The sequence below is a fragment of the Kitasatospora sp. NPDC056273 genome (genome assembly GCF_042268845.1).
In the GTDB taxonomy this organism is placed as follows: domain Bacteria; phylum Actinomycetota; class Actinomycetes; order Streptomycetales; family Streptomycetaceae; genus Kitasatospora.
This window is the reverse complement of sequence record NZ_JBHJSJ010000018.1, coordinates 51,743-73,756: the sequence shown is the minus strand read 5'-3', so window position 1 is coordinate 73,756 and position 22,014 is coordinate 51,743. Positions and strand designations below refer to the sequence as shown.

Below are 22,014 nucleotides of genomic sequence, written 5' to 3'. Positions count from 1 at the left end.
CCGGGACGGCCCCCGAGTGCCAGTGTCCCGCCGTCCACCGGTGGTCACATCTCGCCGCGCCGACCGCCCGGGAGGCCGTCCGTGCCGGGGGTGCCGCTACCCCCGGCAGTCCTCCAGCAGCCGCAGCCAGACCTCGCTGATCGTCGGGTACGAGGGCACCGCGTGCCAGAGCCGGTCGATCGGCACCTCGCCGACCACCGCGACGGTCGCCGAGTGCAGCAGCTCGGCGACCCCGGGGCCGACCAGGCAGGCGCCGACGATCACCTGCCGGTCCAGGTCGAAGACCACCCGGGCCCGGCCGCGGTAGTCGTCGGCGTACAGCGAGGCCCCGGCGACGGAGCCGATCTCGTGGTCGACGGTCCGTACCCGCAGCCCGGCGGCCTCGGCGGCGGCCCGGGTCAGGCCGACGGCGGCGACCTCGGGCTGGGTGAACACCACCTGGGGCGCGCCCGCGAGGTCGGCGGACGCAGAGTGCGCGCCCCAGCGCGAGGTGTCCAGCGGGCGCCCCTCGGCGCGGGCGGCGATCGCCGCGCCGGTGATCCTGGCCTGGTACTTGCCCTGGTGGGTGAGCAGCGCCCGGTGGTTGACGTCCCCGACGGCGTAGAGCCACGCGCCGTCCACACCCTCCGCGCCGTCCACGCCGAGCACCGTGCAGCTGTCGTCCACCTCCAGCCAGCCGCCCGGCTTCAGGCCGACCTGCTCCAGCCCGATGTCGGCGGTGCGCGGGGCCCGGCCGGTCGCGTACAGCACCTCGTCGACGGTCAGCGTCCCGGTCCCGTCCTGGCCGTCTTCGTGCTGGCCGTCCCCGCCCTTTCCGTCCCCGTTCCGGCCGTCCCGGGCGGCGAGCGTGAGGGTCACCGGCCCGGAGCCGTCCGCCCGCTCCAGCGCGGTGACCTCGGTGCCGAAGCGGAGGTCCACCCCGGCCGCCCGCAGGCCCTCCGCGACCAGCTCGCCCGCGAACGGCTCCATCCGCGGCAGCAGCCCGTCACCGCGGACCAGCAGCACCACCTCGGAGCCGAGCGCCCGCCAGGCGGCGGCCATCTCCACCCCGACCACCCCGCCGCCGACCACCGCCAGCCGCCCGGGGACGGTCTGCGAGCCGGTCGCCTCCCGGTTGGTCCACGGGTGGGCCTCGGCGAGCCCCGGCACGTGCGCGGGCAGCACCGGGCGGCTGCCGGTGCACACCGCGACGGCGTACCGGGCGGTGAGCACCCGCTCGCTGCCGTCCTCGGCCTCCACCGTCACCGTCCGCACCCCGGCCAGCCGGCCGTGGCCGCGCACCAGCTCGATGCCGGTGTCCCGCAGCCACTCCACCTGGCCGTCGTCCTTCCAGTCGGAGGTGAAGGAGTTCCGCCGGGCCAGCACCGCGGCCGGGTCCAGCCGCCGGTCGCCGACCGCCTCCCGGGAGCCGGCCACCGCGCGGGCGTCGGCCAGCGCGGCCACCGGCCGCAGCAGCGCCTTGCTCGGCATGCAGGCCCAGTACGAGCACTCGCCGCCGACCAGCTCGGCCTCCACGATCACGGTGCGCAGCCCGGCGGCGACCGTCCGGTCGGCCACGTTCTCGCCGGTCGGACCGGCCCCCAGGACGATGACGTCGTACTCCTCGGCGGTGCTGGTCATGCCCTGTCCTCCGTCGTCTCGATGGCCGCCCCGGCCCGCCGGGCGGGGGCGGCGGGCGTGCGCCCACGGGTGTCGAGCGGCCGGTCGCGCCCGACCCCGGGCCCGCCGCTGCCGCCTGCGGTTCCGTACCCGAGCGTGACCCGGACCGCCCACCGCGGCCACTTCTCGCGCCGGTCGCGCGAGCGCGGGACGCGTGGGGCGAGAAGGGAGCGCGGGGTGAGCCGGGCGCGGGAGCCGAGCCGGGCACGCCGCGGGCCAGCCGGCCCCGGACCGCCGTCCGGCCGGAACTCCGGCACGGCGTCCGGCGGTTCGGTCCGGCTGGGCTGCTCGCGCACGGGTGCTCGCTCCTCGCTCGGGTACGGCGTGGGCCCCATCCTGCCGGTCCGGGCGCGGTTGCGCGACGGACGGACACGCCGAGGGCGCCGTGGGGCGCACCACCGGGCACGGACAGGACAGGGCGAGGAGACGGACCGGCGGCCGGACAGGCGGGTTCAGAGCGCGGCGAGCTCCGCCAGCAACGCCGCCGTGTCGGCCGGGCGGGAGAACATCGGCCAGTGCCCGGTGGGCAGTTCGCGCAGCTCCCAGTTCGGCCCGGACATCCCGGCGAAGTACGGGTGCCCGGCGGCGATCAGCTCGCGCACCTGGGAGAGCGGGAAGGAGCAGGAGACCAGCGCCTGGGGCAGCGCGGCCCCGGCGCCGGTCAGCCGCAGCCGGTCCCGGAACGCCCCGGCCGGGTGCGGGGTGGAGCGGGAGCGGATGGACGCGAGGGCGGCCTCGTCCAGCCCCGCCGTGCTCGTGCCCTGCTCGCCCAGGTACTCCCAGGACGGCAGCGGGAGGCGGCCGTCGACCACCGAGGCCTCGGCCGTCTTCTGGTAGTCGGGCTGCCAGAGGTCGTACACCGACGAGCCGTCGATCAGCGGGCCGCTGTCCAGGTAGACCACCCGGCGGATCCGCTCCGGCATCCGGTCCGCGAGCCCGCCCACCGGGGCGCAGGCGCCGCTGTGGGCGACCACGACGACATCCGACAGGTCCTCCCGGACCAGCAGTCCGGCGAGGTCGGCGATGTGGTCCTCCAGCCCGAACTCGCCCTCCTCGCCCGCGCGTTCGCCCACTCCGGGCAGGCTGACGGCGTACACCCGGTGCCCGGCCGCGCGCAGCGGCGCGGCCACCTCGTCCCAGGCCCAGGCGCCGATCCAGAATCCGGGGACCAGTACGAACGTGCTCATGGCGGATCGCTCCTTCGTCGGTGGGAAGTCCGGGGAGGCCGCGACGAGCCGTGGACGTCTCGACGGGCGGCCCGCGAGGGGCTCCATCGAGGCGGGGCCTCCTCCACCGCCGACTCTAGGATCGGATCCGGACAGAAGTCGCCCGGATTTCCGCCGAGGAAAGGAGTGCGTGCGATGGAACACCCGGTCAGCCGCGTCCTCGCCCTGCTGGAACTGCTCCAGGACCGCCCCGGCCTGACCGGCGCCGACCTGGCCGCCCGGCTCGACGTGGACGAGCGCACCGTCCGCCGCTACGTCGCCCGGCTGACCGAACTCGGCATCCCCGTCGAGGCCGACCGCGGCCGCTACGGGGGCTACCGCCTGCGGCCCGGCTACCGGCTGCCGCCGCTGATGCTCACCCCGGACGAGGCCGCTTCCGTCGTGCTCGGCCTGCTGGCCGGCCGCAGCTCCGGCCTGTCGGTGGGGGAGGAGGCCACCGGGACGGCCCTCGCCAAGATCCAGCGGGTGCTGCCGCAGCCGCTGCGCGAGCGCGTGGCGGCCGTCGAACAGACCCTCGGACTGACCGCCACCCCCGCCACCGGCCCCGGCCCGGCCGCCGCCGCGCTGTTCACCCTGGCCGAGGCGGCCCGCCGCCGTCGCCGGGTGCGGCTCGCCTACCGGGACCGGGAGGACCGGCCCAGCGAACGCGACTTCGACCCGTACGGGCTGGTCTTCCACTCCGGGCGCTGGTACACCACCGGGCTCGACCACCGCAGCGGCGAGCCGCGCACCTTCCGGCTGGACCGGATCACCCGGGTCGAACAGGGCGAGGCCGGCTTCGAGCCGCCGGAGGACTACGACCCGGTCCAGCGGGTGGTGGAGTCGCTGGCCGGCGCGCCCTGGCGGCACCGGGTGGAGGTCGAGCTGCGGACCACCCTCGCCGAGGCCCGCCGCCGGCTGCCGCCCGCCGTCGGCACGCTCACCGAACTCGCCGAGGGCCGGGTGCTGCTGCGGGCCCGGGCGCAGAACCTGGACGGCGTCGCGGTGCTGCTGGCCGGCCTCGGGTGGCCGTTCACCGTCCGGGAACCCGCCGCGCTGCGCGCCGAGGTGCGGGTGCTCGCGGACCGGCTCGCCGCCTGGGGCGCCGAGCCGTCGTGACGGCGGGTGCGGCGGCGGACGGCTCTGGGGAGCGGGCATGCCGAGGGCCCGGGGAGCTTCGACTCCCCGGGCCTTGGGGCCTGTCTTCGGACGTCCGGATCAGGCCTGGCCGCCAGCCGCCCGCTCCTCGGCGACCTTGCGCTTCACCTCGGTCATGTCCAGCTCGCGGGCCTGGCCGATCAGGTCCTCGAACACCGCCTCCGGCAGCGCACCGGGCTGCGAGAAGACCAGCACGCCCTCACGGATGATCGCCAGCGTCGGGATCGACTGGATGTCGAACGCGGCCGCCAGCTCCTGCTGCGCCTCGGTGTCCACCTTGGCGAAGACCAGGTCCGAGTGGCGCTCGGCGGCCTTCTCGTACACCGGGGCGAACTGGCGGCACGGCCCGCACCACCCGGCCCAGAAGTCGATGAAGACGAAGTCCTTGCCCTCCGGGCCCGGGACGATCTCGTCGAAGTTCTCCTTGGTCAGCTCGACCGTGTTGCTCATCTCGTGATTCCTTCCCTTCCGGACGTGGCGGTTCAGGCCATGTGCCCGCCACAACCGTCCCGGTCGGCGGGGTATTCCGGCGGCGTTCCGGCGGTTGCCGGAGCCAGGGAGTGAGCAGCCGGCGGCCGCCGCCCGTACGGAAGGGTGTCCGGTCCGTTCCGACCCCTTCCCCCCGAGGGAGGCACCCCATGCGCAGCACACTCCGCACCCGGCGGACGCTCGCGCTGACCGCGTCCGGCATCGCGGCGGCCGCCCTGATCGCCGGCTGCGGATCGTCCGGCGGCTCCTCCGGTCCGTCGAGCAGCCCGAGCAGCCCGAGCAGTCCGGGCACCCCGGCGGCCGTCACCCTGCAGACCGCCCAGGACCCGAAGCTGGGCACGATCGTCACCGACAGCGCGGGCTTCACGCTCTACCGCTTCGACCAGGACCGGAACAGCCCGCCGGAGTCCTACTGCAACGGCAGCTGCGCCGTCATCTGGCCGCCCGAGCACGCCGACGGCAACGGCAACGTCACGGTGAAGGGCATCGACAGCAAGCTGGTCGGCACCGTCACCCGCGACGACGGCACCAAGCAGGTCACCCTGAACGGCTGGCCGGCCTACCGCTACTCGCCGGACACCAAGCCCGGCGACACCAAGGGCCAGGGTGTGGCCGGCACCTGGTTCGCGCTGACCCCGACCGGCGGCAGGGCGGGCGCCGCGAACTCCGGCCCGATGAACCCGACGCCCGGCACCCCGGCACCGGGCAACCCGACGCCCAGCACCCCGGGCTACTGACCGGTTCCGATGACCGGCTCCGACCACCCTCGCCCAGGAGGCCCGGGTGCGCAACGATGAAGTGGTGACCGAGGAGCACCCCGTCGGCCGCACCGGCGGCCACGACACGGGGGCGCCGGACGAGGACCTGATGCGCGCCCTGTACCGGGAGCATGCCGGTCCGCTGTTCGGGTTCGTGCTCCACCTGGTCGCCGGGGACCGGCAGCGGGCCGAGGACGTCGTGCAGGAGACCCTGCTCCGCGCCTGGCGCAACATCCACCGGCTCGACCCGGAGGCCGGCTCGCTGCGGCCCTGGCTGGTCACCGTCGCGCGGCGGATCGTGATCGACGGGCACCGCAGCGCCATGGCCCGGCCGCGCGAGGTGGACGCCTCGGCACTGGAGCAACTGCCCGCCGAGGACGAGATCGACCGGGCGCTGCGGATGATGACCGTCGCGGACGCGCTCGGCGACCTCTCGCCCGTGCACCGGGAGATCATCGTCGAGACATACCTGAAGGGCCGTACGGCCAACGAGGCGGCCGCCGAACTCGGCATCCCGGCCGGGACGGTGCGCTCGCGGGTGTTCTACGCGCTGCGCTCGCTCAGGCTCGCGCTGGAGGAACGGGGAGTGACATCGTGACCAGGCACCCCGACCGCGACCCCACCCCTGACCCCGACCGGGCGCCCGGCGGCCCGGTGCACGTCGACGCGGGCGCGTACGTCCTCGGCCTGCTGGAACCCGTTGAGCGCGCCGCCTTCGAGCAACACCTCGCCGACTGCCCGCAGTGCGCCGAGCAGGTGACCCAACTCGGCTCGGTGGAGCCGTTGTTGGCCGAGTACGCGGCCACCGCGCGGGCGGCCGGAACGGACCCGGCCGGTCCCGCCCCGCAGCCGGACCCCCGACTGCTGGACCGGCTGGTCGCCGAGGTCGGCGCCACCCGGAGGCGGGGCCGGGTGCGGCGGCTGGTGCTGGCCCTGGCCGCCACCGCGATGGTGGCGGCCGGCCCCGCCGTCACCGCCGCGGTGCTCACCGCCGACAACACCCCGGCCGTGGTCGCGGTGGCCGAGCAGTTCAGCGCCACCGACCCGGGCACCGGCGCGCACGCGACCGTCGGCCTGGACGGCACCACCTGGGGCACCCAGGTCAGCCTGCAACTCTCCGGCGTCCAGGGCCCGTTGACCTGCAGCCTGGTCGCCGTCTCGCACACCGGCGAGCAGCAGACGGTCACCACCTGGTCCGTCCCGGCGGGCGGCTACGGGAACGGCGGCGGGGGCGGCGACGGCACCGTGCGCACCACCGGCGGCGCGGCCTTCCGGCTGGCGGACATCGACCACTTCGAGGTCCGCGTCCAGGACGGCGGCGCGCTACTGGTCGCGATCCCCGTACACCACCCCTGACCCCCAGTGGATCGTGTACGACTCCAACCGCTCCACCCGGGCCGCGCCCCGGACACCCGGCCAGCACGGGCTCGGCTCGCCGCCGCCGGTCATGTGCTCCCGACCCCAGATCCGGCTCCAGCCGGTCCGCAGCGCCGGCTCGAAGCTGTGCCACCGCCCGCAACCGCAGGGCGTCAGCACCCGCGCGCAGCAGCGGCACAGCTCGGCCCGGCCGTGGCTGTCGCTGCCGCCGTCGTCAGTCGGGAGCGGCACCGGCGGGCCCTGCTCCCCGCAGGCCGGGCACCCGGGCAGCACGGCACCGTCCAGCAGCGCGTTCTGCCGCCGGACATAGTCGGGCAGCCGCAACGGCGGGTGCAGGAACGGGTCGTGCTCCCAGGCCGCGTTCGGCGACCCCCACCAGCGCACGTGCCACCAGGCCGTCTCCGGAGGCAGCCGCCGCCCGGCCCGCTTCTGCGCCCGGCGCCGCTCCGCGTACTCCTCGGCCCTGGCCCGCCACAGCTCGCGCGCCTCGTGCAACTCGTCCACCGCGCGGACCAGGGCGTCCGGGTCGGCCTCCAGGAAGCGCGGAATCCGGGCGCTGACGGTGAGGTGGTGGTACGTCGCCCGCAGGCCGTACGGGGCGAAGCGGGTCAGGCAGGTGCGCAGCGCGCTGTGCCGCCGGTACGGCGGGAGCGAGGCGTCGTGCACCCGGGCCCGGTGGGTGTGGAAGCTGGTCATGACGGCGGCTTCAGGTCCGGGTCCGGGTCCAGGTCCAGGGCTCGGGCGAGCGCGGCGGTGACGGCGGCGGCGTGCCCGGGCAGCTGCCGCTCGGCCCAGCCCGCCGCGAGCGCGAGGAAGTCGCGCAGGTCCCGCTCGGCTCCGGCGAGCAGCCGGCGCAGTTCATCCACCGGCAGCTCGACCACCGGGCCCTCGTCGCCCTCGGCGTCCTGGGTCAGCCGGACCACCCGGCCGACGCACTCGGCCCGGGCGTCGGGGTCGTGGCCGAACCAGGCGGTGCCGGACCCGTCCGTGACGTCCAGCCACTCGCGCCAGTCCTCTAGCCCGTTGCAGCAGCCCGGCCTGAAGACGGCGCCGGTGGCGGAGTCGGCCACCACCAGCCCGCCGGGGGCGTACGGGTGCGGTTCGGTCAACAGCGCGTGCAGGAACGCGCCCAACGGGTCCGCCGGCCGGGGACCGCGCCCCTCGGCCTGCCCGGGGTCGGGCTCGACGTCGTTGCAGTCCGCCAGCCGCCACACCGCCGTGCCCACCTCGTCCGACGTCAACCGCCCGTCCAGCGCGAGATCCCCGTACGGCCCGAGCTCGGCCGTCGGCCAGAGCGTGAAGCCGTCGGAGGCGAAGATCTCCAGGACCGGTCGCATCGACATCATCCGCCGATCATCCCGAACACACCCCCGCCCCGACCAGCCGTTTTACGCCCCACCCCCGCCCTGGACCCAGCCGGCCTCCGCCACCACCTGCTCGGCCTCGGCCGCCCACCTCGCGGCTGCCGTCCAGCCGGCCCGCCCTCCGACCGGCCTCCGCCATCGCCTGGGCGGTCTGCGCCGTGATGTGGGTGAGTGTGGGCTGGCGGTGTCGGGCGGAGCGCCGCCCCCAATCGACCTCCGCTGCCCGGCGGCCGTCGTCCAGCCGGCCTTCACCATGGCTCGGGTGGCCCTGCCATCCAGCCGATGCCCGCCGCCGTCGCTCGGCCGGCCTGTGCCGCGATGTGGGCCAGTGCGGGCCCGCGGTTTCGGGTAGAGCGCCATCCAACCAGCCTTTGCCGTCGGGTGGTTGTGTTCGACCTGATCGCCATCCGACCGGCGTCCGCGAGGCGCTCGGGTGGCCTTGCCGACCAGTTGGAGTTCCCTGCCATCGCCTTGGCGGTCTGCGCCGTGAGGTGGGTGAGTGTGGGTTGGCTGTGTCGGGCGGAGCGCTGCCCCAACCGGCCTCCGCTGCCCGGCGGCAGTCGTCCAGCCGGCCTTCACCATGGCTCGGGTGGGCCTGCCATCCAGCCGATGCCCGCCTCCACCGCCCGACCGGCCTTTGCTGTTGGGCGGTTGTGCTCGAACGGCTTGCCATCCGACCGGCCTCCGGGAGGCATTCGGGTGGCTCTGCTGCCCAGCCGGATCCCTCCGCCGTCGCCCCGGTGGTCGGTGCCGCACCGCGGGCCGGTACGAGCCCACATCGTCGGGTGGCTATGGGTTGGGCGCGCGGGGGCTGTGGGTTGGTGAATGGCTGGGCCAGGTGGACCGGTTGATTGATGGTGGTGGCGGTGAGATGCCCCTCCAGGCGGTCTGCGCCGCGCTGCGGGCCAGTGAGGGCCCGCAGCGCCGGGCGGAGTGCCGCCCATACAGCACACCATCTGGCCGGCCTTTGCCGTCCGACCGGCCTCGGCTGCGCTGGACCGGTCTCGACCGTTCAGCGATTGTCGCTCGGCCGACCTGTGTCGGGATGTGGGCCAGTTGCGGGCCTTCGGTTTCGGGCAGAGCTTCTCCCGACTGGCCTCTGCCGTCGGGTGGTTGCCGCTCGACCGGGTCGCCGTCCGGCTGGCCTTCGCGGGGTGTTCGGGTGGCCACTTCGCCATCGCCGGGGCGGTCTGCGCTGCGATGTGGGTGAGTGTGGGCCCGAAGTGGTGGGCGGGCTGGTTGATGACGGTGGTGGCGAGCGGGGGTGTGCCGGGGGATCGGGGGGTGATGGTGGTGGGGCGCCGGTCAGGTGGCCTGGGTGGCGATGCGGGTGAGGACGCGTCCGCAGTGGTGGGCGAAGGCGCGTTGGGCGAGGGGGAGGAGTGGGCCGGCGAGGCGGGCGTACCAGGCGACGGGGCGGCTGAAGGCGGTGACGGAGAAGCGGACTTCGCCGTCGGGGGTGAGTGCGACCAGGAAGGTTTCCTCGCCCTGGGCCAGGTGGCCGGTCCTGGTGCCGTAGGTGAAGCCGTACCGGTCCGGGCCGTCGACCGTGGCCAGGACCCGGTTGGGGGCGCCGGCCCGCAGGGGGCCGAGGCCGATGGCGCAGTGCACGGCGACGCCGGGGGCGGCGCGGTCGGCCGTCGTGTCGATGCGGACGCCCGCGAGCCGGTGCATCCGCCAGTCGAGCAGGGCGGCGCCGGCGGCTTCCAGGGCGGGGCGGCCGTGGCCGATGAGGGCACTGTGCCGCATGTGGTTGTAGCCGGCGGGGAGGTGGCCGGTGCGGCTGGCGCCCTGTTCGGGGTAGCTGTAGTCGTTCATCGGGGGGTCTCCGTCGTGTCGGTCCGGGTGGCGTCGGTCCGGTCCGCGGTGATCCGGCGCCAGGCGAGCAGCGCGCAGAGGGCGAAGCCGAGCGCGTTGCCGACGCCGTGGGTGGCGGCCATCCAGGTCAGGGTGGGGTGGGGGAGTCCGGCGGCCCGGCCGAGTGCCCACCACAGGGCGAGCAGCATGGTGAGCGCGAGGACGGCCGAGGAGGCGGCGAGCAGGCGGGCGGTGGTCCGGTCGCCGCTGCGGGGGCGCAGGTCGCGCCAGGTGACCAGGCCGACCAGCCACATTCCGGTGGTCAGGACGGCGGCTCCGGCGAACTGCCACCAGTTGCCGAGGAAGTACCCGGCCAGTACCAGCAGGGTGCCCGCCGGGACGCTGAGGGCCGCGCAGCGGGCCGGGGCGGAGCCCGGGCGGGCGGCGCGGCAGACCAGTCCGGCGACCAGGGCGGCGGTGAATCCGGCGTAGTGGAAGTGCGGGACGGTGAGCGCCAGGATGTGCGGTTCGAAGCCGAACAGCGGGTAGCCGGAGCGTTCGGCGACCAGGGCGACCCCGGCGACCGAGGGTGCGGCGAGCGCGGTGAGCACCGCGACCTCGGCGGGTGCGAGCGAGCGGGTGCGGGCCAGCCGCAGGGGGGCGTGCAGGGCGACGGCCAGGGTGCCGAGCGCGTAGAGCAGGGCGCAGCCGGTGGCGAGGCCGCCGCCGCGGGGCAGCCAGAGCGAGAGCGCGCCGGGGACGGCGGCGAGCGGCCAGAGCCGGCGGATCCGGGCGAGGCCGGGCTCGTCGACCAGGGCGAGGCCGAGCGGGACGACGGCACCCATGCCGAGCAGGACCAGCAGGTCGACCAGTTCCGTGGTGCCCGGGCCCATCGCGGACACAGCCGTCGTGAGCGAAGCCATCGTGGACACACCCCCTTGAACGCGTTCAAATAGCTTGCGTCGCCGACTCTACGCGGCTGAGTTGAACGTGTTCAACTAGGCGCCGATGTCGCCCCCGATGTCGCCCCCGATGTCGCCCGGACCGGCTGGCCTGGTGTTCACGGTGGGTGCGGCGCACTCTGGAGGGGTAACCGATGGAGGTGATCCGCCATGCAGACTCTGGTCGGTTGGCACATCGAGATGGAGTTCCGCGAAGAGGGGGCACGGACCAGCGCCGCCGCACTGCTGCGGCTGCGCGACGGGAGCGAACTGCGCGCCCACGGCTACAGCAGCCGCCACCCCTCCGACCCGGAACAGCTGAGGGTCGGCGAGGAGATCGCGGGGGCCCGCGCGCTCAACGAGCTCGCCTCGCAGCTGCTCACCAAGGCCCATGCCGAGATCCAGGAGGTCAGTCCGGTCCCGACCCACCCGCTGTCGTGACCTCCGGCCCGCCGCCAGCAGTCGCGTCGAGGTGCCGGAAAGCGGCGAGTGCCGGGGCAGACCTTCTCAAGGCCCCGGCACTCGACGGAGGTTGACGATCGGACGGGACGCGACGACCGGACGCGACGGCCCGTCAGTTGACGCAGTAGGTGGCCGGCGGTAGCCACTCCGGCCCGACCAGCCGCCGTTCCAGTTCGTTCAGCGTGATCCGGATGCCGACCGTCCCGGCCAGCCCCACCCGGAACCGGCTGCGGGCGAGCGCGATCAGTGCCGTCAGGCCGTACTTGTTGATCAGCGAGGTGCGGTAGCGGGCGGTGTCGTCGGCGTCGCAGAGCCGGGCCCGGGCCGGGATCCGGCGGCCGGTGGGGCGCCCGTGGGCGTCGCAGGGGCCGATCAGCACCCGGGGGTGGCGGCGGATCCGTTCGGCCTCGCCGGAGTGGGCCGGGGTCCAGACCCCGAGGGCCGTGCCGTCCTGCACCACCCAGAGCTGTGACTCCAGCCGGCTGCCGTCCTCGCCGAAGGTGGTGAGCAGGAGGTACCTGCTGTCGGCGATCCGGTCGGTCGGGTCGACCTGGTCGGTCCGGTCGCTTCGGTCGGTTCGGTCGTGCACCTGTCCTCCCTGTGCCATCGGGGGGTGCGGGTCAGTGCCCGTGGCCCTCGGTGATCTCGTGGAACTCCTCGGCGGTGGGCTTGGGGATCCGGCCGCCCTCGCCGTGGAACCCGCGGGAGAGCCGGGTCCGGGTGCGGGTGAGCACCCCCGCCGGGCGGGCCACTCCATTCTCGTCCACCGGGGCGGGCAGTTCGAGGGGGCGGGGCTGTTCGTGCGCCGTGAGCCGGTGCAGTTCCCGCGGCGTGAGCCGGGCGTGCACTTCGGTGAACTCGCCGTGCGGCAGGCGCTTGATGACACCCGTCTCGCGGCCGTGCAGCACCTTCTCCCTGTCGCGGCGCTGGAGGCCGAGGCACCAGCGCTTGGTGAGGACGAAGACGGCGACCGGGACGGCGAAGAAGCCGACGCGGGCGGCGTACGTGATGGAGTTGAGCGACAGGTGCAGGTGGGTGGCGATCAGGTCGTTGCCGCCGGCGGCCAGGGCCACCAGGTAGAGGCTGATCCAGGCGGCGCCGAGCGCGGTGCGGACGGGCGCGTTGCGCGGCCGGTCGAGCAGGTGGTGCTCCCGCTTGTCGTCGGTCACCCAGTTCTCGATGAACGGGTAGACGGCGATGGCGCCCAGGACGAGCGGGAACAGCGCGAACGGGATGAGCACCCCGAGGTTGAGGGTGTGCCCCCACAGTCCGATCTCCCAGCCGGGCATGATCCGGATCAGGCCCTCGGCGAAGCCCATGTACCAGTCGGGCTGGGCGTCGGTGGAGACCTGGTCGGGGCGGTACGGGCCGTACGCCCAGATCGGGTTGACGGTCGCGATCGCGGCGGCCAGCGCGACGATGCCGAAGACGAGGAAGAAGAACCCGCCGGCCTTGGCCATGTAGACCGGCATCAGCGGCATGCCGACGACGTTCTTCTCGGTCCTGCCGGGGCCCGCCCACTGGGTGTGCTTGTGGTAGAAGACCAGGATCAGGTGGGCCACCAGCAGGCCGAGCATGATGCCCGGGATCAGCAGCACGTGGATGGTGAAGAACCGCGGCACGATGTCGTGGCCGGGGAACTCCCCGCCGAACAGGAACATCTGGATGTACGTGCCGACCAGCGGCACGGCGAGGATCGAGCCCTCGATGAACCGGATGCCGGTGCCGGAGAGCAGGTCGTCGGGCAGGGAGTAGCCGAAGAAGCCGTCCAGCATGCCGAGGAAGAGCAGCAGGAAGCCGAAGACCCAGTTGATCTCGCGGGGCTTGCGGAAGGCGCCGGTGAAGAACACCCGCATCATGTGGACGAACATGGCGGCGACGAAGACGATCGCCGCCCAGTGGTGGATCTGCCGGATCAGCAGGCCGCCGCGCACCTCGAAGCTGATGTCCACCGTGGAGGCGTAGGCCTCCGACATCGGGACGCCCTTGAGCGGTACGTACGAGCCGGCGTAGACCACCTCGCCCATGCTGGGCTTGAAGAACAGTGTCAGCCAGACACCGGTCAGGATGATGATGACGAAGGTGTAGAGGCAGATCTCGCCCAGCATGAAGGACCAGTGGTCCGGGAAGATCTTCCGCAGGTTCGCCCTGGCCAGGGAGTAGATCCCCAGCCGGCCGTCCGCCCAGTCGGCGGCCCGCTGCCCCCGCCCAGGGCTCTGATTCCGGGTCATGTGCACGCACCTCGGTCCGAAGGAAGCGGGGAGGAGTCCCCGATTCGCACTGGTGCCCACGATAACCGGGGGGTAATCCCCATTTCTATTCGGGGTGGTCGGTGCGCCGGAGGGCGGCGGGTCCTAGGCGGTCGGTGGTTCCATCCGGGCGTACGCCTCCGGCGGGATCGGGAAGCGCCTCAGCAACTCCTCCATCCAGGCGGTCGGATGGGTGGCCGGAGCCGCGCCGCCGGGCAGGGCGCGCGCCTTGCGGATGCCGTCGAGCAGTGCCTCCACCGCGGCCTCGGTGGTGTACCGCTCGGAGACCCAGCGGCGGCCCGCCCGCCGCACCTCGTCCTGGCCGGGCAGGTCGAGCAGTTCCAGGGCCCGGTCCGCCAGCCGGTCCGTTTCGAGCTCCGGGATCCGCCACGCGGACGGCGAGTCGAACAGTTCCGCTCCGCCGCCGCCGGCGTAACCGGTCACCAGGCAGCCGCTGGCCATCGCCTCGGCCGGCGGCAGGCCGAAGCCCTCGCCCTCGGGCGCTCCCAGCGCGATGAACACCGAGGTGTCCGACAGCACGCGGGCGACCTCCTCGTGCGGGACCGCGTGGATGTCGTACAGCTCGACGCCCCTGGACCGCGGGTCGGCGTGGAGCAGACGGTGGAGCAGCGTGCTCTCGACCGGGCGCTTGCGGGACATCCACGCGATGCGCCGGACCCGCCCGGTCGACGCCGGCCGGAACAGCCCGGTGTCGACGGTGTTCGGCACCAGGTGCGGTTCGAACCCGGGCAGGGCGCGGCGGAGCATGTCGGCGCCCGCCTTCGAGACCGTCCACAGGGCCGGCCGGGCCGACCAGCCCGGGTACGGGCCGGGGGCGGGGCAGGTCAGGAAGTGGATGTAGTGCCCCTGCGAGTAGACGACCTTGCGGCCGCCGGGAGCCGGGTCGCGGCCCGGGAGCACGCTGACCTCGGGCAGCACGAGCACGTCCTCGGGGCCGAGGTCCAGGGTCATCCCGGACAGCGTCGGCACGTCGTCGTCGAACCACGTGTAGCGGAATCCCGGTGTGGGCGTCCAGCGGTACGCCTCGACGCCGGCAGCCCGCAGCAGTGCGACCTGTTGGTTCAGGACGCGGACGCCGCCCAGCGGGAACTGGAACTCGAACGACGCGTAGACGACTCGGCCGGTCACCGAACCTCCTTGAAGAACCAGCGACTTGAGCGGAACAGGGACCCCCGGATCCCCGGACCCACGGACCCCCGGATCCAGGGAACCAGGGAGCCGGGACTACTGCAGGTGCTCCTCGATCTCGGCGATCAGCCCGTCCTCGAAGCGGAAGTAGGTGGTGGCGTGGACCCGGCTGCGGGTGCCGTCCGGCGCCTCCAGCACCAGGACGTGCTGCTGGAGCACCTCGTCGGGCTTGTGGAAGCGGCGCACGACCTCGTACCGCAGGGAGTCGACGGTGGCGAAGAACGCGGCGATCCGCTCCAGCCGGGCGTCGATCGGCCGGGTGCCGTCGCCGTCGTTCTGCCACACCGTGGCGCCGGGGGTGCACAGGGCCCGGAAGCCGGCGAGGTCGCGTGCCTCCAGCAGCCGCAGTCCGGCGTCCACCGTCGCGTCGAGGTCCTGGTCCATGGGCTTCTCCGTTCAGTGCGGGCGGGAAGGGGAGGGGTGCCGGTCGAGCAGGCCGAGGCCGCGCAGGTCGGTGACGTACTTGGCGACGAGGGCGGGGGACAGCCGCGGCACGTCCCGGTCGGGCCCGATCCCGGCCGCCCGGACGGCCTCCCGGAACCGCGGGGCCGGGGCGGGCCGGTCCTCGGCCGGCTGCTCGAAGGCGTGCAGCAGGGGCAGCACCGAGTGGGTGCGCTGCCGTTCCGGCAGGGCCCGGACCGCGGTCGTGAAGCGGGCGAACCAGTCGTCGTAGTCGTCGACGCGCCGGATCGGGTGGCCGTCCTCGACCAGCCAGTCCACGAGGGTGTCCAGGGAGGCGCCGTCGTCGTGCGGGTTCCAGGCGTTGTAGGTGCGGTAGCCGTCCGGGCCCGGGGTGCCCAGCGCGGTGACCGCCTCGGCGAGGAAGTCGACCGGGAGGCCGTCGTACCGCGCGGGCGCGCCGCCGCGGTGGAACGACCGCGGCGCGATCCCGGTGGCCACCAGGCTGAGGACCAGCCGGGTGAACACGTCGGGCACGTTCAGCTGTCCCGGGTAGCTGCTGTGCGCGAGGATCATGCCCGACCGGAACGTGGTGACCGGCAGGCCGTACCGTTCATGGGCCTCCCGCAGCAGCACCTCGCCCGCCCACTTGCCCGCGGCGTACCCGTCGGCGTAGCCCCGGCCGAGGCGGCGGCGCGGGATCGCCTCCCGGACGTCGGCGTCCTCGTCGAGCGCGGACGGCCCGGCTCCGCCGCGCACGGCCACGGTGGACAGGTAGGTGACGGGCTTGAGGCGCTCGGTGAGCGCCAGCCGGACCAGTTCGGCGGTGCCCGCGACGTTGGGGCCGAACAGCTCGGCGTAGGGCAGCACGTGGTTGACCAGTGCGGCCGGGTGGACGACCAGGTCCACCGACTCGGCCAGCCCGTTCCACACCGCCCGGTCCAGGCCCAGGCGCGGTTCGGCGAGGTCCCCGGCGAGGACGGTCAGCGTGCCGGTGGCCAGTTCCCGGTACCGCCGGGACGCCTCGCCCCCGGTGCCGAAGGCCCGGTCGAGCCGTTCGGCCGCGTCGGCGGGCGTGCGGCCGCGGACGAGGCAGACCAGCCGGCCGCCGGACGGGGCCAGCCGGCGGAGCCACTCCAGGCAGAGGAAGCGGCCGAGGAACCCGTTGGCGCCGGTCAGCAGGACGGTCCGGGGGGACTCCGCGGGGCCGGGCAGGCCCGGCGCGGCGGCCAGGGTCGGGGCGTCGATGAACCGGTCCGGGGTGAGGTCGCGGGCCCGGACCTCGGTCGCGCCGCCGCCGTGCACGGAGGCGGCCGTGGGCCTGCTCCCCGGGGCGGTGCGCCGGGCCTCGACGTACGCCGCCACCCCGGCCAGGTCGGTGGCCGGGCCGAGGACGACGCCGACCGGCACCTCGACGTCCAGGACCTCCTTCAGGAGGGTGGTGAAGGACAGCGCGGAGAGCGAGTCGCCGCCGAGCTCGGTGAACCGCGCGCCGGTGTCCGCGCCGGCGTCGGCCCGGCCCAGGACGGCGCGCACGGCCCGGTTCACGGTCTCCTGGACCGGCCGGTCGGCACCGGTCCGGCGCAGTTCCCGCAGCTGCCGGCCCTGTTCGTCGGCGAGTTCGGCGTAGCGGCGCTCCAGGGCCGCGCCGTAGCGTTCATGGAGCCGGGGGCGCAGCAGCTTGTGGCTGTCGGAGAGCAGGCCGTTGGCCGGGCTGAAGGGCTCCGTCTCGACCAGGAAGTCCCGGGGCACCTCGTACGGGTTGAGCCCGTTCTCCCGGGCGGTGCGCCGCAGTTCCCGGTCGATCAGCAGCTTGAGCGCCGCCGGGTCGCCGTCGGCGCGGGCGATCGCCTCCGGGGTGGGCACCACCACGGCGAGCAGGTGGGAGCGTTCGCTGTTGCCGTACACGAAGACCTGCCGGACCAGCGGGCTGCCGAGGAAGACGCCCTCCAGCCGGGAGACGGTGACGAACTCGCCCTGGGACAGCTTGAGCACGTCCTTGGTGCGGCCGACGTAGACCAGCCGGTCCGGCCCGACCTCGGCCATGATGTCGCCGGTGCGGTAGTAGCCGTCCTCGTCGAAGACGGCGGCGGTGAGCTCGGGCCGCCGGTAGTACCCGGGGATGGCGGCGCTCGTCCTGAGCAGCAGCTCGCCGCGCGGGTGCGGCCGGTCGGTGCGGAAGCAGCCCAGCTCCGGGACGTCGACCAGCTTGTAGTCGAGGACGGGCGGGCGCTGCACCACGGTGTCCAGCAGCACCCCGCCGGCCTCGGTCGAGCCGTACCCGGTGTACAGGTGCAGTCCCAGGCAGGACTCGACGAACTCCGCGACCTCGGCGGACAGCGGCGCCGTCCCGCAGAAGGCCTTCGCCACCCGCCCGCCGAGGACGGTCTCCCGCAGGTGGGCCTTGACGGCCGCGTCGACGTCGCCGGGCTCGCCGGCCCGCCGGTCGAGTTCGCCGCGGTACCGCTGGAAGAGCATGTCGCAGATCCGGGGGACCATGGTCAGCTCGGTGGGCCGGACCAGCGCGATGTCCTCGAACAGGGAGGACAGGTCGCTCCTGGCGGTGAAGCAGCCCAGGCCGCCCCGGGCGAGCGTGCCCAGCACCGACATCCGGCCCGCCTGGTGGCTCTGCGGCATGTAGTGGACGACGACGGACGGCACGTCGGCGGGCCCGTAGACGAATCCCCACCACGCGTTGCGGGCGAGGCGCTGCGGGTACATCGCCCCCTTCGGGGCGCCGGTGCTGCCGGAGGTGTAGAGGAGCAGGGCCAGCGGGTCCTCGCCCGGGGCGGGGACGTGCAGCGGGGGGTCGGGCAGCAGGGCGCCGCGCCCGACCGCGGCGGTGAGCGTGTCGAGCACGGCGGTGCCGCCGGCCTCGGCCAGCCGCCGGGCGGCGGCCTCGACGGCGGCGCGCTCGGCGGGGACCCCGGGGTGGTGGTCGAACACCAGGAGGCGGCGGACCGACGGCTGCCCGAGCACCGCGGCGACGGCGGTGTCCAGCCGTTCGACGCTGGTGGCGAGGAGCCGCGGCCCGGTCTCCGCGACGATCGGCGCCAGCTGGGAGAGCGGCGCGCTGGCGTGCAGCGGCACGGAGACCAGGCCCAGGTGGACGCCGGCCAGGTCGACGGTGGCGTGGTCGGTGCTGCTGAAGCCGAGGACGCAGATCCGGTCGCCCGGGGCCAGCCGGTACCCGGGCTCGTGCGCCCAGGCCCCGGCGAGCGCCCGGACGCGCGCCCACAGCTCCCCGTAGCTGACGGTGTCGTACCTCGGGAGCAGCCGCCCCGTCGCCTGGTCGCGGGCGCGTTCGCCGAGGGCGGGCCGGTCCCGGTAGGCCGCCATGACGGTCGCCATGATCTCGGCCGGGCTGGTGGCCGGATCGGCGAGCGCCGCCCGTACGGCCTCCGACTGCCCCGTCGCGCCCGGCCCTTCCGACTGCCCCGTCGCGCCCGGACGGTGGCCGGCCCCGGCCGTGGCGGAGCTCACCAGGCGACCGGCAGGGCGTCGGCCCCGCGGATGAGGCGTTCGGTGCGCCAGCTGATCCGCTCGGGCGGGACGGCGAGGTGCAGCCCCGGCAGACGGCGGACCAGGGAGCCGAGCACGGTGCGCAGTTCCATCCGGGCGAGCTGCGCGCCGAGGCAGTGGTGCACGCCGTGCCCGAAGGTGACGTGCGGGGATGCGCTGCGGTGGAAGTCGATGCGGTCGGGCTGCTCGAAGACCTCCGGGTCCCGGTTGGCCAGCCCGAGTTCGGCGACCACGGCGTCGCCGGCGCGGATCTTCTGCCCGCTGAGCTCCAGGTCCTCGACGGCGATCCGGGTGAACCCGGCGGTGGCGCTGATCGGGACGACCCGGGAGAGTTCCTCCACCGCGCCGGGGATCAGGCCGGGGTCGGCGACCAGCTCCCGCCACAGCTCGGGGCGGGTCAGCAGGGTGTAGACGAAGTTGCCGATCTGGTTGGCGGTGGCCTCCTGGCCGGCGGAGAGCAGGCTGACCCCGAGGCCGACCAGTTCCTCCTCGGTGAGCGCGTTCTCCTCGCCCTCGACGGAGGCCAGTTCGCCGAGCAGGTCGGCGGTGGGGTGGACCCGGCGTTCGGCGACCAGGCCCGCCAGGTAGTCGTTCAGGTGCCCGCGGTCGCGGGCGGACAGCTCGGGGTCGGAGAGCGTCAGCAGGCCGTCGACCCAGGAGTTGAACCGGTCGCGGTCGGCGAGCGGCACCCCGAGCAGTTCGCAGATCATGGTGACCGGCAGCGGCCAGGTCAGGGCCTTGGTCAGGTCGGCCGGCGAGCCCGACGCGATCATCGCGTCCAGCAGCTCGTCCACGATCTCCTGGGCGCGCGGCCGCAGCGCCTCGACCCGGCGGAGGGTGAACGGGTTGGCCACCCGGCGCCGGAGCCGGGTGTGCTCGGGCGGGTCCATGCTCAGCATCGAGGTGCGGGGGAGGCCGGCCGAGACCGTGCGGGGCACGTGGTCGCCGACCGCCTCGGCCCGGCTGAACCGGGGGTCGGCCAGCACGGCGCGGACGTCGGCGTAGCGGCTGACCAGCCAGGCGTCCCCGCCGAACGGCAGACGGACCCTCAGCACGGGCTGCTCGCCGCAGACCGCGGCCAGCTCCGGGTCGATGTCGAGCCGGTGCGTCGGGCCGAACGGATAGGCGCGGGGCCCGTCGTCCGTCGCGGTCATGTTGTCAGTCCTTCCGGTCCCGGGGGCGGTCACAGTGCCGCGATCCGCCCGCCGTCGATGACGAGGTTGCTGCCGGTGATCCAGGAGGCGCGCGGGGACACCAGGAACCCGACCGCCTCGGCGATGTCCTCGGTGCGCCCGATCCGGCCGAGCGGGATCCCCTCGGCCCAGTCCGCCGTGTCCGTCCCGAGCCCGAGGTAGTCGGCGATCCCGTCCCGGGCCTCGTCCGCGCCCGGCGTCATGACGTTCCCGGGGGAAAGCGCGACGACCCGGATGCCGTCCGGCGCCAGTTCGGTCGCCAGCCCTTTGTGGTAGACCTCCAGGGCGGCTTTCGCGGCGGCGTAGTGCAGGATCACCGGATAGGACGAGACGGTGGCGATCGAGGACATGTGGACGATGACGCCGCCGCCTCCCGAACGCATCGCGGGGACGAGTGCGGAATTGAGCCGGACGGCGGAGAGGAAATTGATGTCGACGGTGTACTGCCAGTCCTTCTCGATGTCCAGCGCGCTCTGGAAGGTCCGACAGCCGCCGGCGTTGTTGACCACGATGTCCACGCCGCCGAGGATTTCCAGCGCGGTGTCGGCGAATTCCCGGACACCGGCCGCCGTGCTGAGGTCGGACGGTACGAAGGCGGATTCGGCCGGGGTGTCCCCGGTCGGTTTGCGCGCGGTGGTGACGACGGTGGCGCCGCTCTCCAGCAGCTTCCGTGCGATGCCGGCGCCGATGCCGCGGCTTCCGCCGGTCACCACCGCCCGCTTTCCGGCCAATTCCCGTTCCATTCCGGTTCCGCCGCCTCTCCCTGGTCGGAAAACCTGTCCGCGACGCCTTTCGGCAGAAGAGACGCTTTTCGGCGTACGGGCGGGTACGGCCCGGTGCCGGTGCGGAAGGGCGGCGCGGAACCACCGCGGACCACTATCCGCGACCCGCTTCGGCAAGGTCAAGAAGATTGTGTCGATGCAGTGCATCGCCTGGCGCGGTGCAGAAAGGCGGTCGGCCGCCGGGCGGGCCGATGCCGCTGGACGCCGGGAACGATAGCCCCGATAATCGTCGAATTGCCGACGCACGGACCTCCGGTATGAGACGGACGGAAACACCGCCGCGGCGCGGCGGGATATCGCCCGGGGCGTCCGGCCCGGAATTCAGACGAACTCGGGAGGAACAATGGCGGGCTTGGGAGAGCCGTTCACCGTGGGCGACCTGACGGTCCCGAACCGGATCGTGATGGCGCCGATGACCAGGATGAAGTCCCCCGGAGGGGTGCCGGGCCCGGACGTCGCGGAGTACTACGCCCGCCGTGCGGCCCACCGGGTGGGGCTGATCGTCACGGAGGGCACCTACATCGGCCGCCCCGCCGCCGCGGCCTACGACGGGGTCCCCCGGTTCCACGGCGAGGAGGCGCTGGCGGGCTGGTCCCGGGTGGTGTCGCTGGTGCACGCGGCCGGCGGCCGGATCGTCCCGCAGCTGTGGCACACCGGGGTGCAGCGCCCGGGCACCGAACCGCCCGCCGAGGGGCCCTCGGGGATCGGCCTGGACGGCGGCCCGGCCGGGCGGGCCATGAGCCAGCAGGACATCGACGACGCGGTGGCCGCCTTCGCGCGCGGCGCCGCGGACGCCGAGCGGCTCGGGTTCGACGGGGTCGAACTGCACGGCGCGCACGGCTACCTGATCGACGACTTCCTGTGGCACGGCACCAACCGCCGCACCGACCGCTACGGCGGCGACCCGGCCTCCCGGGCCCGGTTCGCGGCCGAGGTGGTGCAGGCCGTCCGGGCGGCGGTCAGCCCCGGGTTCCCGGTCCTCTTCCGGCTCTCCCAGTGGAAGGTCGGCCGCTACGACGCCCGGATCGCGGAGAGCCCAGAGGAGCTGGAGCAGTTGCTGACCCCGCTGGCCGAGGCGGGGGTCGACGCCTTCCACGCCTCCACCCGCCGCTACTGGCTGCCCGAGTTCGAGGGCAGCGACCTCAACCTGGCGGGCTGGGCGCGCAAGCTCACCGGCAGGGCCGCCGTGACGGTCGGCTCGGTCGGCCTGGACCGCCAGTACGGCGAGGGCGTGTTCACCGACGGCTTCACCCGGCCGGCCGGGCTCACCGGCATCGAGGAGCTGGTCGAGCGGCTGGAACGCGACGAGTTCGACCTGGTCGCGGTCGGCCGGCCGCTGCTGGCCAACCCCGACTGGGCGGAGCGGGCGCTCGGCGGCGGGCTGGCCGGGGCGGTCCCGTACGACCCGTCGGTGCTCGCGACCCTGGTCTGACCACCGGACCGGCTGACA

The 22,014-nt window shown here is 74.3% G+C and carries 21 protein-coding genes; 6 read left to right on the top strand and 15 right to left on the bottom strand.

Translation table 11 applies throughout. The annotated features are described in order from the left end of the window. Positions 1–96: 96 nt before the first annotated feature. The 3 genes from ACFCY1_RS18335 to ACFCY1_RS18325 all read right to left on the bottom strand — a co-directional run bounded on the left by ACFCY1_RS18335 (position 97) and on the right by ACFCY1_RS18325 (position 2,846). Positions 97–1,620 carry a dihydrolipoyl dehydrogenase family protein gene (locus ACFCY1_RS18335; RefSeq protein ID WP_375875213.1) on the bottom strand — a complete coding sequence of 508 codons (1,524 nt, stop codon included), beginning with the start codon at positions 1,618–1,620 and terminating at the stop codon, positions 97–99. Continuing rightward, positions 1,617–1,955, bottom strand: a complete 339-nt coding sequence (locus ACFCY1_RS18330) for a hypothetical protein (RefSeq protein WP_375875212.1) — start codon at positions 1,953–1,955, stop codon at positions 1,617–1,619. Before ACFCY1_RS18330 ends, ACFCY1_RS18335 begins: the two co-directional genes overlap by 4 nt. A gap of 156 nt (positions 1,956–2,111) precedes the next feature. Further along, positions 2,112–2,846 (bottom strand): alpha/beta fold hydrolase, encoded by a 735-nt coding sequence (locus tag ACFCY1_RS18325; RefSeq protein ID WP_375875211.1) that lies wholly within the window; start codon positions 2,844–2,846, stop codon positions 2,112–2,114. 174 nt (positions 2,847–3,020) lie between these two features. On the opposite strand from ACFCY1_RS18325, the gene ACFCY1_RS18320 reads away from it, so the two are divergent. Continuing rightward, positions 3,021–3,983 (top strand): helix-turn-helix transcriptional regulator, encoded by a 963-nt coding sequence (locus ACFCY1_RS18320; protein ID WP_375875210.1) that lies wholly within the window; start codon positions 3,021–3,023, stop codon positions 3,981–3,983. A 99-nt stretch (positions 3,984–4,082) separates the two neighbouring features. Here the strand turns inward: ACFCY1_RS18320 and ACFCY1_RS18315 are convergent, their stop codons facing one another. Continuing rightward, positions 4,083–4,472, bottom strand: coding sequence for a co-chaperone YbbN (locus ACFCY1_RS18315; RefSeq protein WP_049655132.1), 390 nt, complete (start codon positions 4,470–4,472; stop codon positions 4,083–4,085). Positions 4,473–4,660: 188 nt separating this feature from the next. Between ACFCY1_RS18315 and ACFCY1_RS18310 the strand changes: the two genes are divergently transcribed. From ACFCY1_RS18310 to ACFCY1_RS18300, 3 genes are read left to right on the top strand one after another with little or no spacing between them, the layout of a single operon-like run. Beyond that, positions 4,661–5,248, top strand: a complete 588-nt coding sequence (locus tag ACFCY1_RS18310) for a hypothetical protein (protein ID WP_375875209.1) — start codon at positions 4,661–4,663, stop codon at positions 5,246–5,248. Between the two features lie 46 nt (positions 5,249–5,294). Beyond that, positions 5,295–5,867 carry a sigma-70 family RNA polymerase sigma factor gene (locus tag ACFCY1_RS18305; protein ID WP_375875208.1) on the top strand — a complete coding sequence of 191 codons (573 nt, stop codon included), beginning with the start codon at positions 5,295–5,297 and terminating at the stop codon, positions 5,865–5,867. Continuing rightward, complete coding sequence (locus ACFCY1_RS18300) at positions 5,864–6,625, top strand: zf-HC2 domain-containing protein (RefSeq protein ID WP_375875207.1); 762 nt, start codon at positions 5,864–5,866, stop codon at positions 6,623–6,625. Before ACFCY1_RS18305 ends, ACFCY1_RS18300 begins: the two co-directional genes overlap by 4 nt. Here the strand turns inward: ACFCY1_RS18300 and ACFCY1_RS18295 are convergent. The 4 genes from ACFCY1_RS18295 to ACFCY1_RS18280 all read right to left on the bottom strand — a co-directional run bounded on the left by ACFCY1_RS18295 (position 6,593) and on the right by ACFCY1_RS18280 (position 10,730). Next, a complete protein-coding gene (locus tag ACFCY1_RS18295) occupies positions 6,593–7,342 on the bottom strand; it encodes a hypothetical protein (protein WP_375875206.1) in 750 nt (249 codons plus the stop codon). The genes ACFCY1_RS18300 and ACFCY1_RS18295 overlap by 33 nt on opposite strands. Further along, entirely contained in the window at positions 7,339–7,992 is a 654-nt protein-coding gene (locus ACFCY1_RS18290; RefSeq protein ID WP_375875205.1) for a hypothetical protein, read from the bottom strand. The genes ACFCY1_RS18295 and ACFCY1_RS18290 overlap by 4 nt, the downstream gene beginning before the upstream one ends. A 1,323-nt stretch (positions 7,993–9,315) precedes the next feature. Then, positions 9,316–9,828, bottom strand: coding sequence for a DUF1990 family protein (locus ACFCY1_RS18285; protein ID WP_375875204.1), 513 nt, complete (start codon positions 9,826–9,828; stop codon positions 9,316–9,318). Next, the gene (locus ACFCY1_RS18280; protein WP_375875203.1) at positions 9,825–10,730 is read right to left on the bottom strand and encodes a YndJ family protein; all 906 of its coding nucleotides are present in this window, start codon (positions 10,728–10,730) and stop codon (positions 9,825–9,827) included. Before ACFCY1_RS18280 ends, ACFCY1_RS18285 begins: the two co-directional genes overlap by 4 nt. 189 nt (positions 10,731–10,919) lie before the next feature. Here ACFCY1_RS18280 and ACFCY1_RS18275 point away from each other — a divergent pair, with 189 nt between their 5' ends. Further along, positions 10,920–11,189 (top strand): DUF1876 domain-containing protein, encoded by a 270-nt coding sequence (locus ACFCY1_RS18275; protein ID WP_049655118.1) that lies wholly within the window; start codon positions 10,920–10,922, stop codon positions 11,187–11,189. Positions 11,190–11,322: 133 nt separating this feature from the next. Here the strand turns inward: ACFCY1_RS18275 and ACFCY1_RS18270 are convergent, their stop codons facing one another. The 7 genes from ACFCY1_RS18270 to ACFCY1_RS18240 form a co-directional block, all read right to left on the bottom strand. Continuing rightward, the gene (locus ACFCY1_RS18270; RefSeq protein ID WP_063780248.1) at positions 11,323–11,799 is read right to left on the bottom strand and encodes a PPOX class F420-dependent oxidoreductase; all 477 of its coding nucleotides are present in this window, start codon (positions 11,797–11,799) and stop codon (positions 11,323–11,325) included. 31 nt (positions 11,800–11,830) lie between these two features. Further along, positions 11,831–13,441, bottom strand: coding sequence for a cytochrome bc complex cytochrome b subunit (locus ACFCY1_RS18265; RefSeq protein WP_375875202.1), 1,611 nt, complete (start codon positions 13,439–13,441; stop codon positions 11,831–11,833). 123 nt (positions 13,442–13,564) lie between these two features. Beyond that, the gene (locus tag ACFCY1_RS18260; protein ID WP_375875201.1) at positions 13,565–14,608 is read right to left on the bottom strand and encodes a glycosyltransferase; all 1,044 of its coding nucleotides are present in this window, start codon (positions 14,606–14,608) and stop codon (positions 13,565–13,567) included. Between the two features lie 96 nt (positions 14,609–14,704). Further along, positions 14,705–15,052, bottom strand: a complete 348-nt coding sequence (locus ACFCY1_RS18255) for a nuclear transport factor 2 family protein (RefSeq protein WP_049658964.1) — start codon at positions 15,050–15,052, stop codon at positions 14,705–14,707. Between the two features lie 12 nt (positions 15,053–15,064). Next, on the bottom strand, positions 15,065–18,550 hold the full coding sequence (car, locus tag ACFCY1_RS18250) for a carboxylic acid reductase (RefSeq protein ID WP_375875200.1): 3,486 nt from the start codon (positions 18,548–18,550) through the stop codon (positions 15,065–15,067). After that, positions 18,547–19,743, bottom strand: a complete 1,197-nt coding sequence (locus ACFCY1_RS18245; RefSeq protein ID WP_049658615.1) for a cytochrome P450 — start codon at positions 19,741–19,743, stop codon at positions 18,547–18,549. Before ACFCY1_RS18245 ends, car begins: the two co-directional genes overlap by 4 nt. Before the next feature lie 29 nt (positions 19,744–19,772). Continuing rightward, positions 19,773–20,525, bottom strand: coding sequence for an oxidoreductase (locus ACFCY1_RS18240; protein ID WP_074002290.1), 753 nt, complete (start codon positions 20,523–20,525; stop codon positions 19,773–19,775). A gap of 382 nt (positions 20,526–20,907) precedes the next feature. Here ACFCY1_RS18240 and ACFCY1_RS18235 point away from each other — a divergent pair, with 382 nt between their 5' ends. Beyond that, positions 20,908–21,996 (top strand): NADH:flavin oxidoreductase, encoded by a 1,089-nt coding sequence (locus ACFCY1_RS18235; RefSeq protein ID WP_375875199.1) that lies wholly within the window; start codon positions 20,908–20,910, stop codon positions 21,994–21,996. Positions 21,997–22,014: the final 18 nt, after the last annotated feature.

Bases quoted from the DNA above. Each gene is read 5' to 3' on its own strand.
- ACFCY1_RS18325 (WP_375875211.1), bottom strand. From the start codon at position 2,846: ATGAGCACGTTCGTACTGGTCCCCGGATTCTGGATCGGCGCCTGGGCC.
- ACFCY1_RS18295 (WP_375875206.1), bottom strand. From the start codon at position 7,342: ATGACCAGCTTCCACACCCACCGGGCCCGGGTGCACGACGCCTCGCTC.
- ACFCY1_RS18255 (WP_049658964.1), bottom strand. From the start codon at position 15,052: ATGGACCAGGACCTCGACGCGACGGTGGACGCCGGACTGCGGCTGCTG.
- ACFCY1_RS18245 (WP_049658615.1), bottom strand. From the start codon at position 19,743: ATGACCGCGACGGACGACGGGCCCCGCGCCTATCCGTTCGGCCCGACG.
- ACFCY1_RS18235 (WP_375875199.1), top strand. From the start codon at position 20,908: ATGGCGGGCTTGGGAGAGCCGTTCACCGTGGGCGACCTGACGGTCCCG.
- ACFCY1_RS18290 (WP_375875205.1), bottom strand. From the start codon at position 7,992: ATGATGTCGATGCGACCGGTCCTGGAGATCTTCGCCTCCGACGGCTTC.
- ACFCY1_RS18335 (WP_375875213.1), bottom strand. From the start codon at position 1,620: ATGACCAGCACCGCCGAGGAGTACGACGTCATCGTCCTGGGGGCCGGT.
- ACFCY1_RS18310 (WP_375875209.1), top strand. From the start codon at position 4,661: ATGCGCAGCACACTCCGCACCCGGCGGACGCTCGCGCTGACCGCGTCC.
- ACFCY1_RS18315 (WP_049655132.1), bottom strand. From the start codon at position 4,472: ATGAGCAACACGGTCGAGCTGACCAAGGAGAACTTCGACGAGATCGTC.
- ACFCY1_RS18320 (WP_375875210.1), top strand. From the start codon at position 3,021: ATGGAACACCCGGTCAGCCGCGTCCTCGCCCTGCTGGAACTGCTCCAG.
- ACFCY1_RS18285 (WP_375875204.1), bottom strand. From the start codon at position 9,828: ATGAACGACTACAGCTACCCCGAACAGGGCGCCAGCCGCACCGGCCAC.
- ACFCY1_RS18265 (WP_375875202.1), bottom strand. From the start codon at position 13,441: ATGACCCGGAATCAGAGCCCTGGGCGGGGGCAGCGGGCCGCCGACTGG.
- ACFCY1_RS18240 (WP_074002290.1), bottom strand. From the start codon at position 20,525: ATGGAACGGGAATTGGCCGGAAAGCGGGCGGTGGTGACCGGCGGAAGC.
- ACFCY1_RS18280 (WP_375875203.1), bottom strand. From the start codon at position 10,730: ATGGCTTCGCTCACGACGGCTGTGTCCGCGATGGGCCCGGGCACCACG.
- ACFCY1_RS18275 (WP_049655118.1), top strand. From the start codon at position 10,920: ATGCAGACTCTGGTCGGTTGGCACATCGAGATGGAGTTCCGCGAAGAG.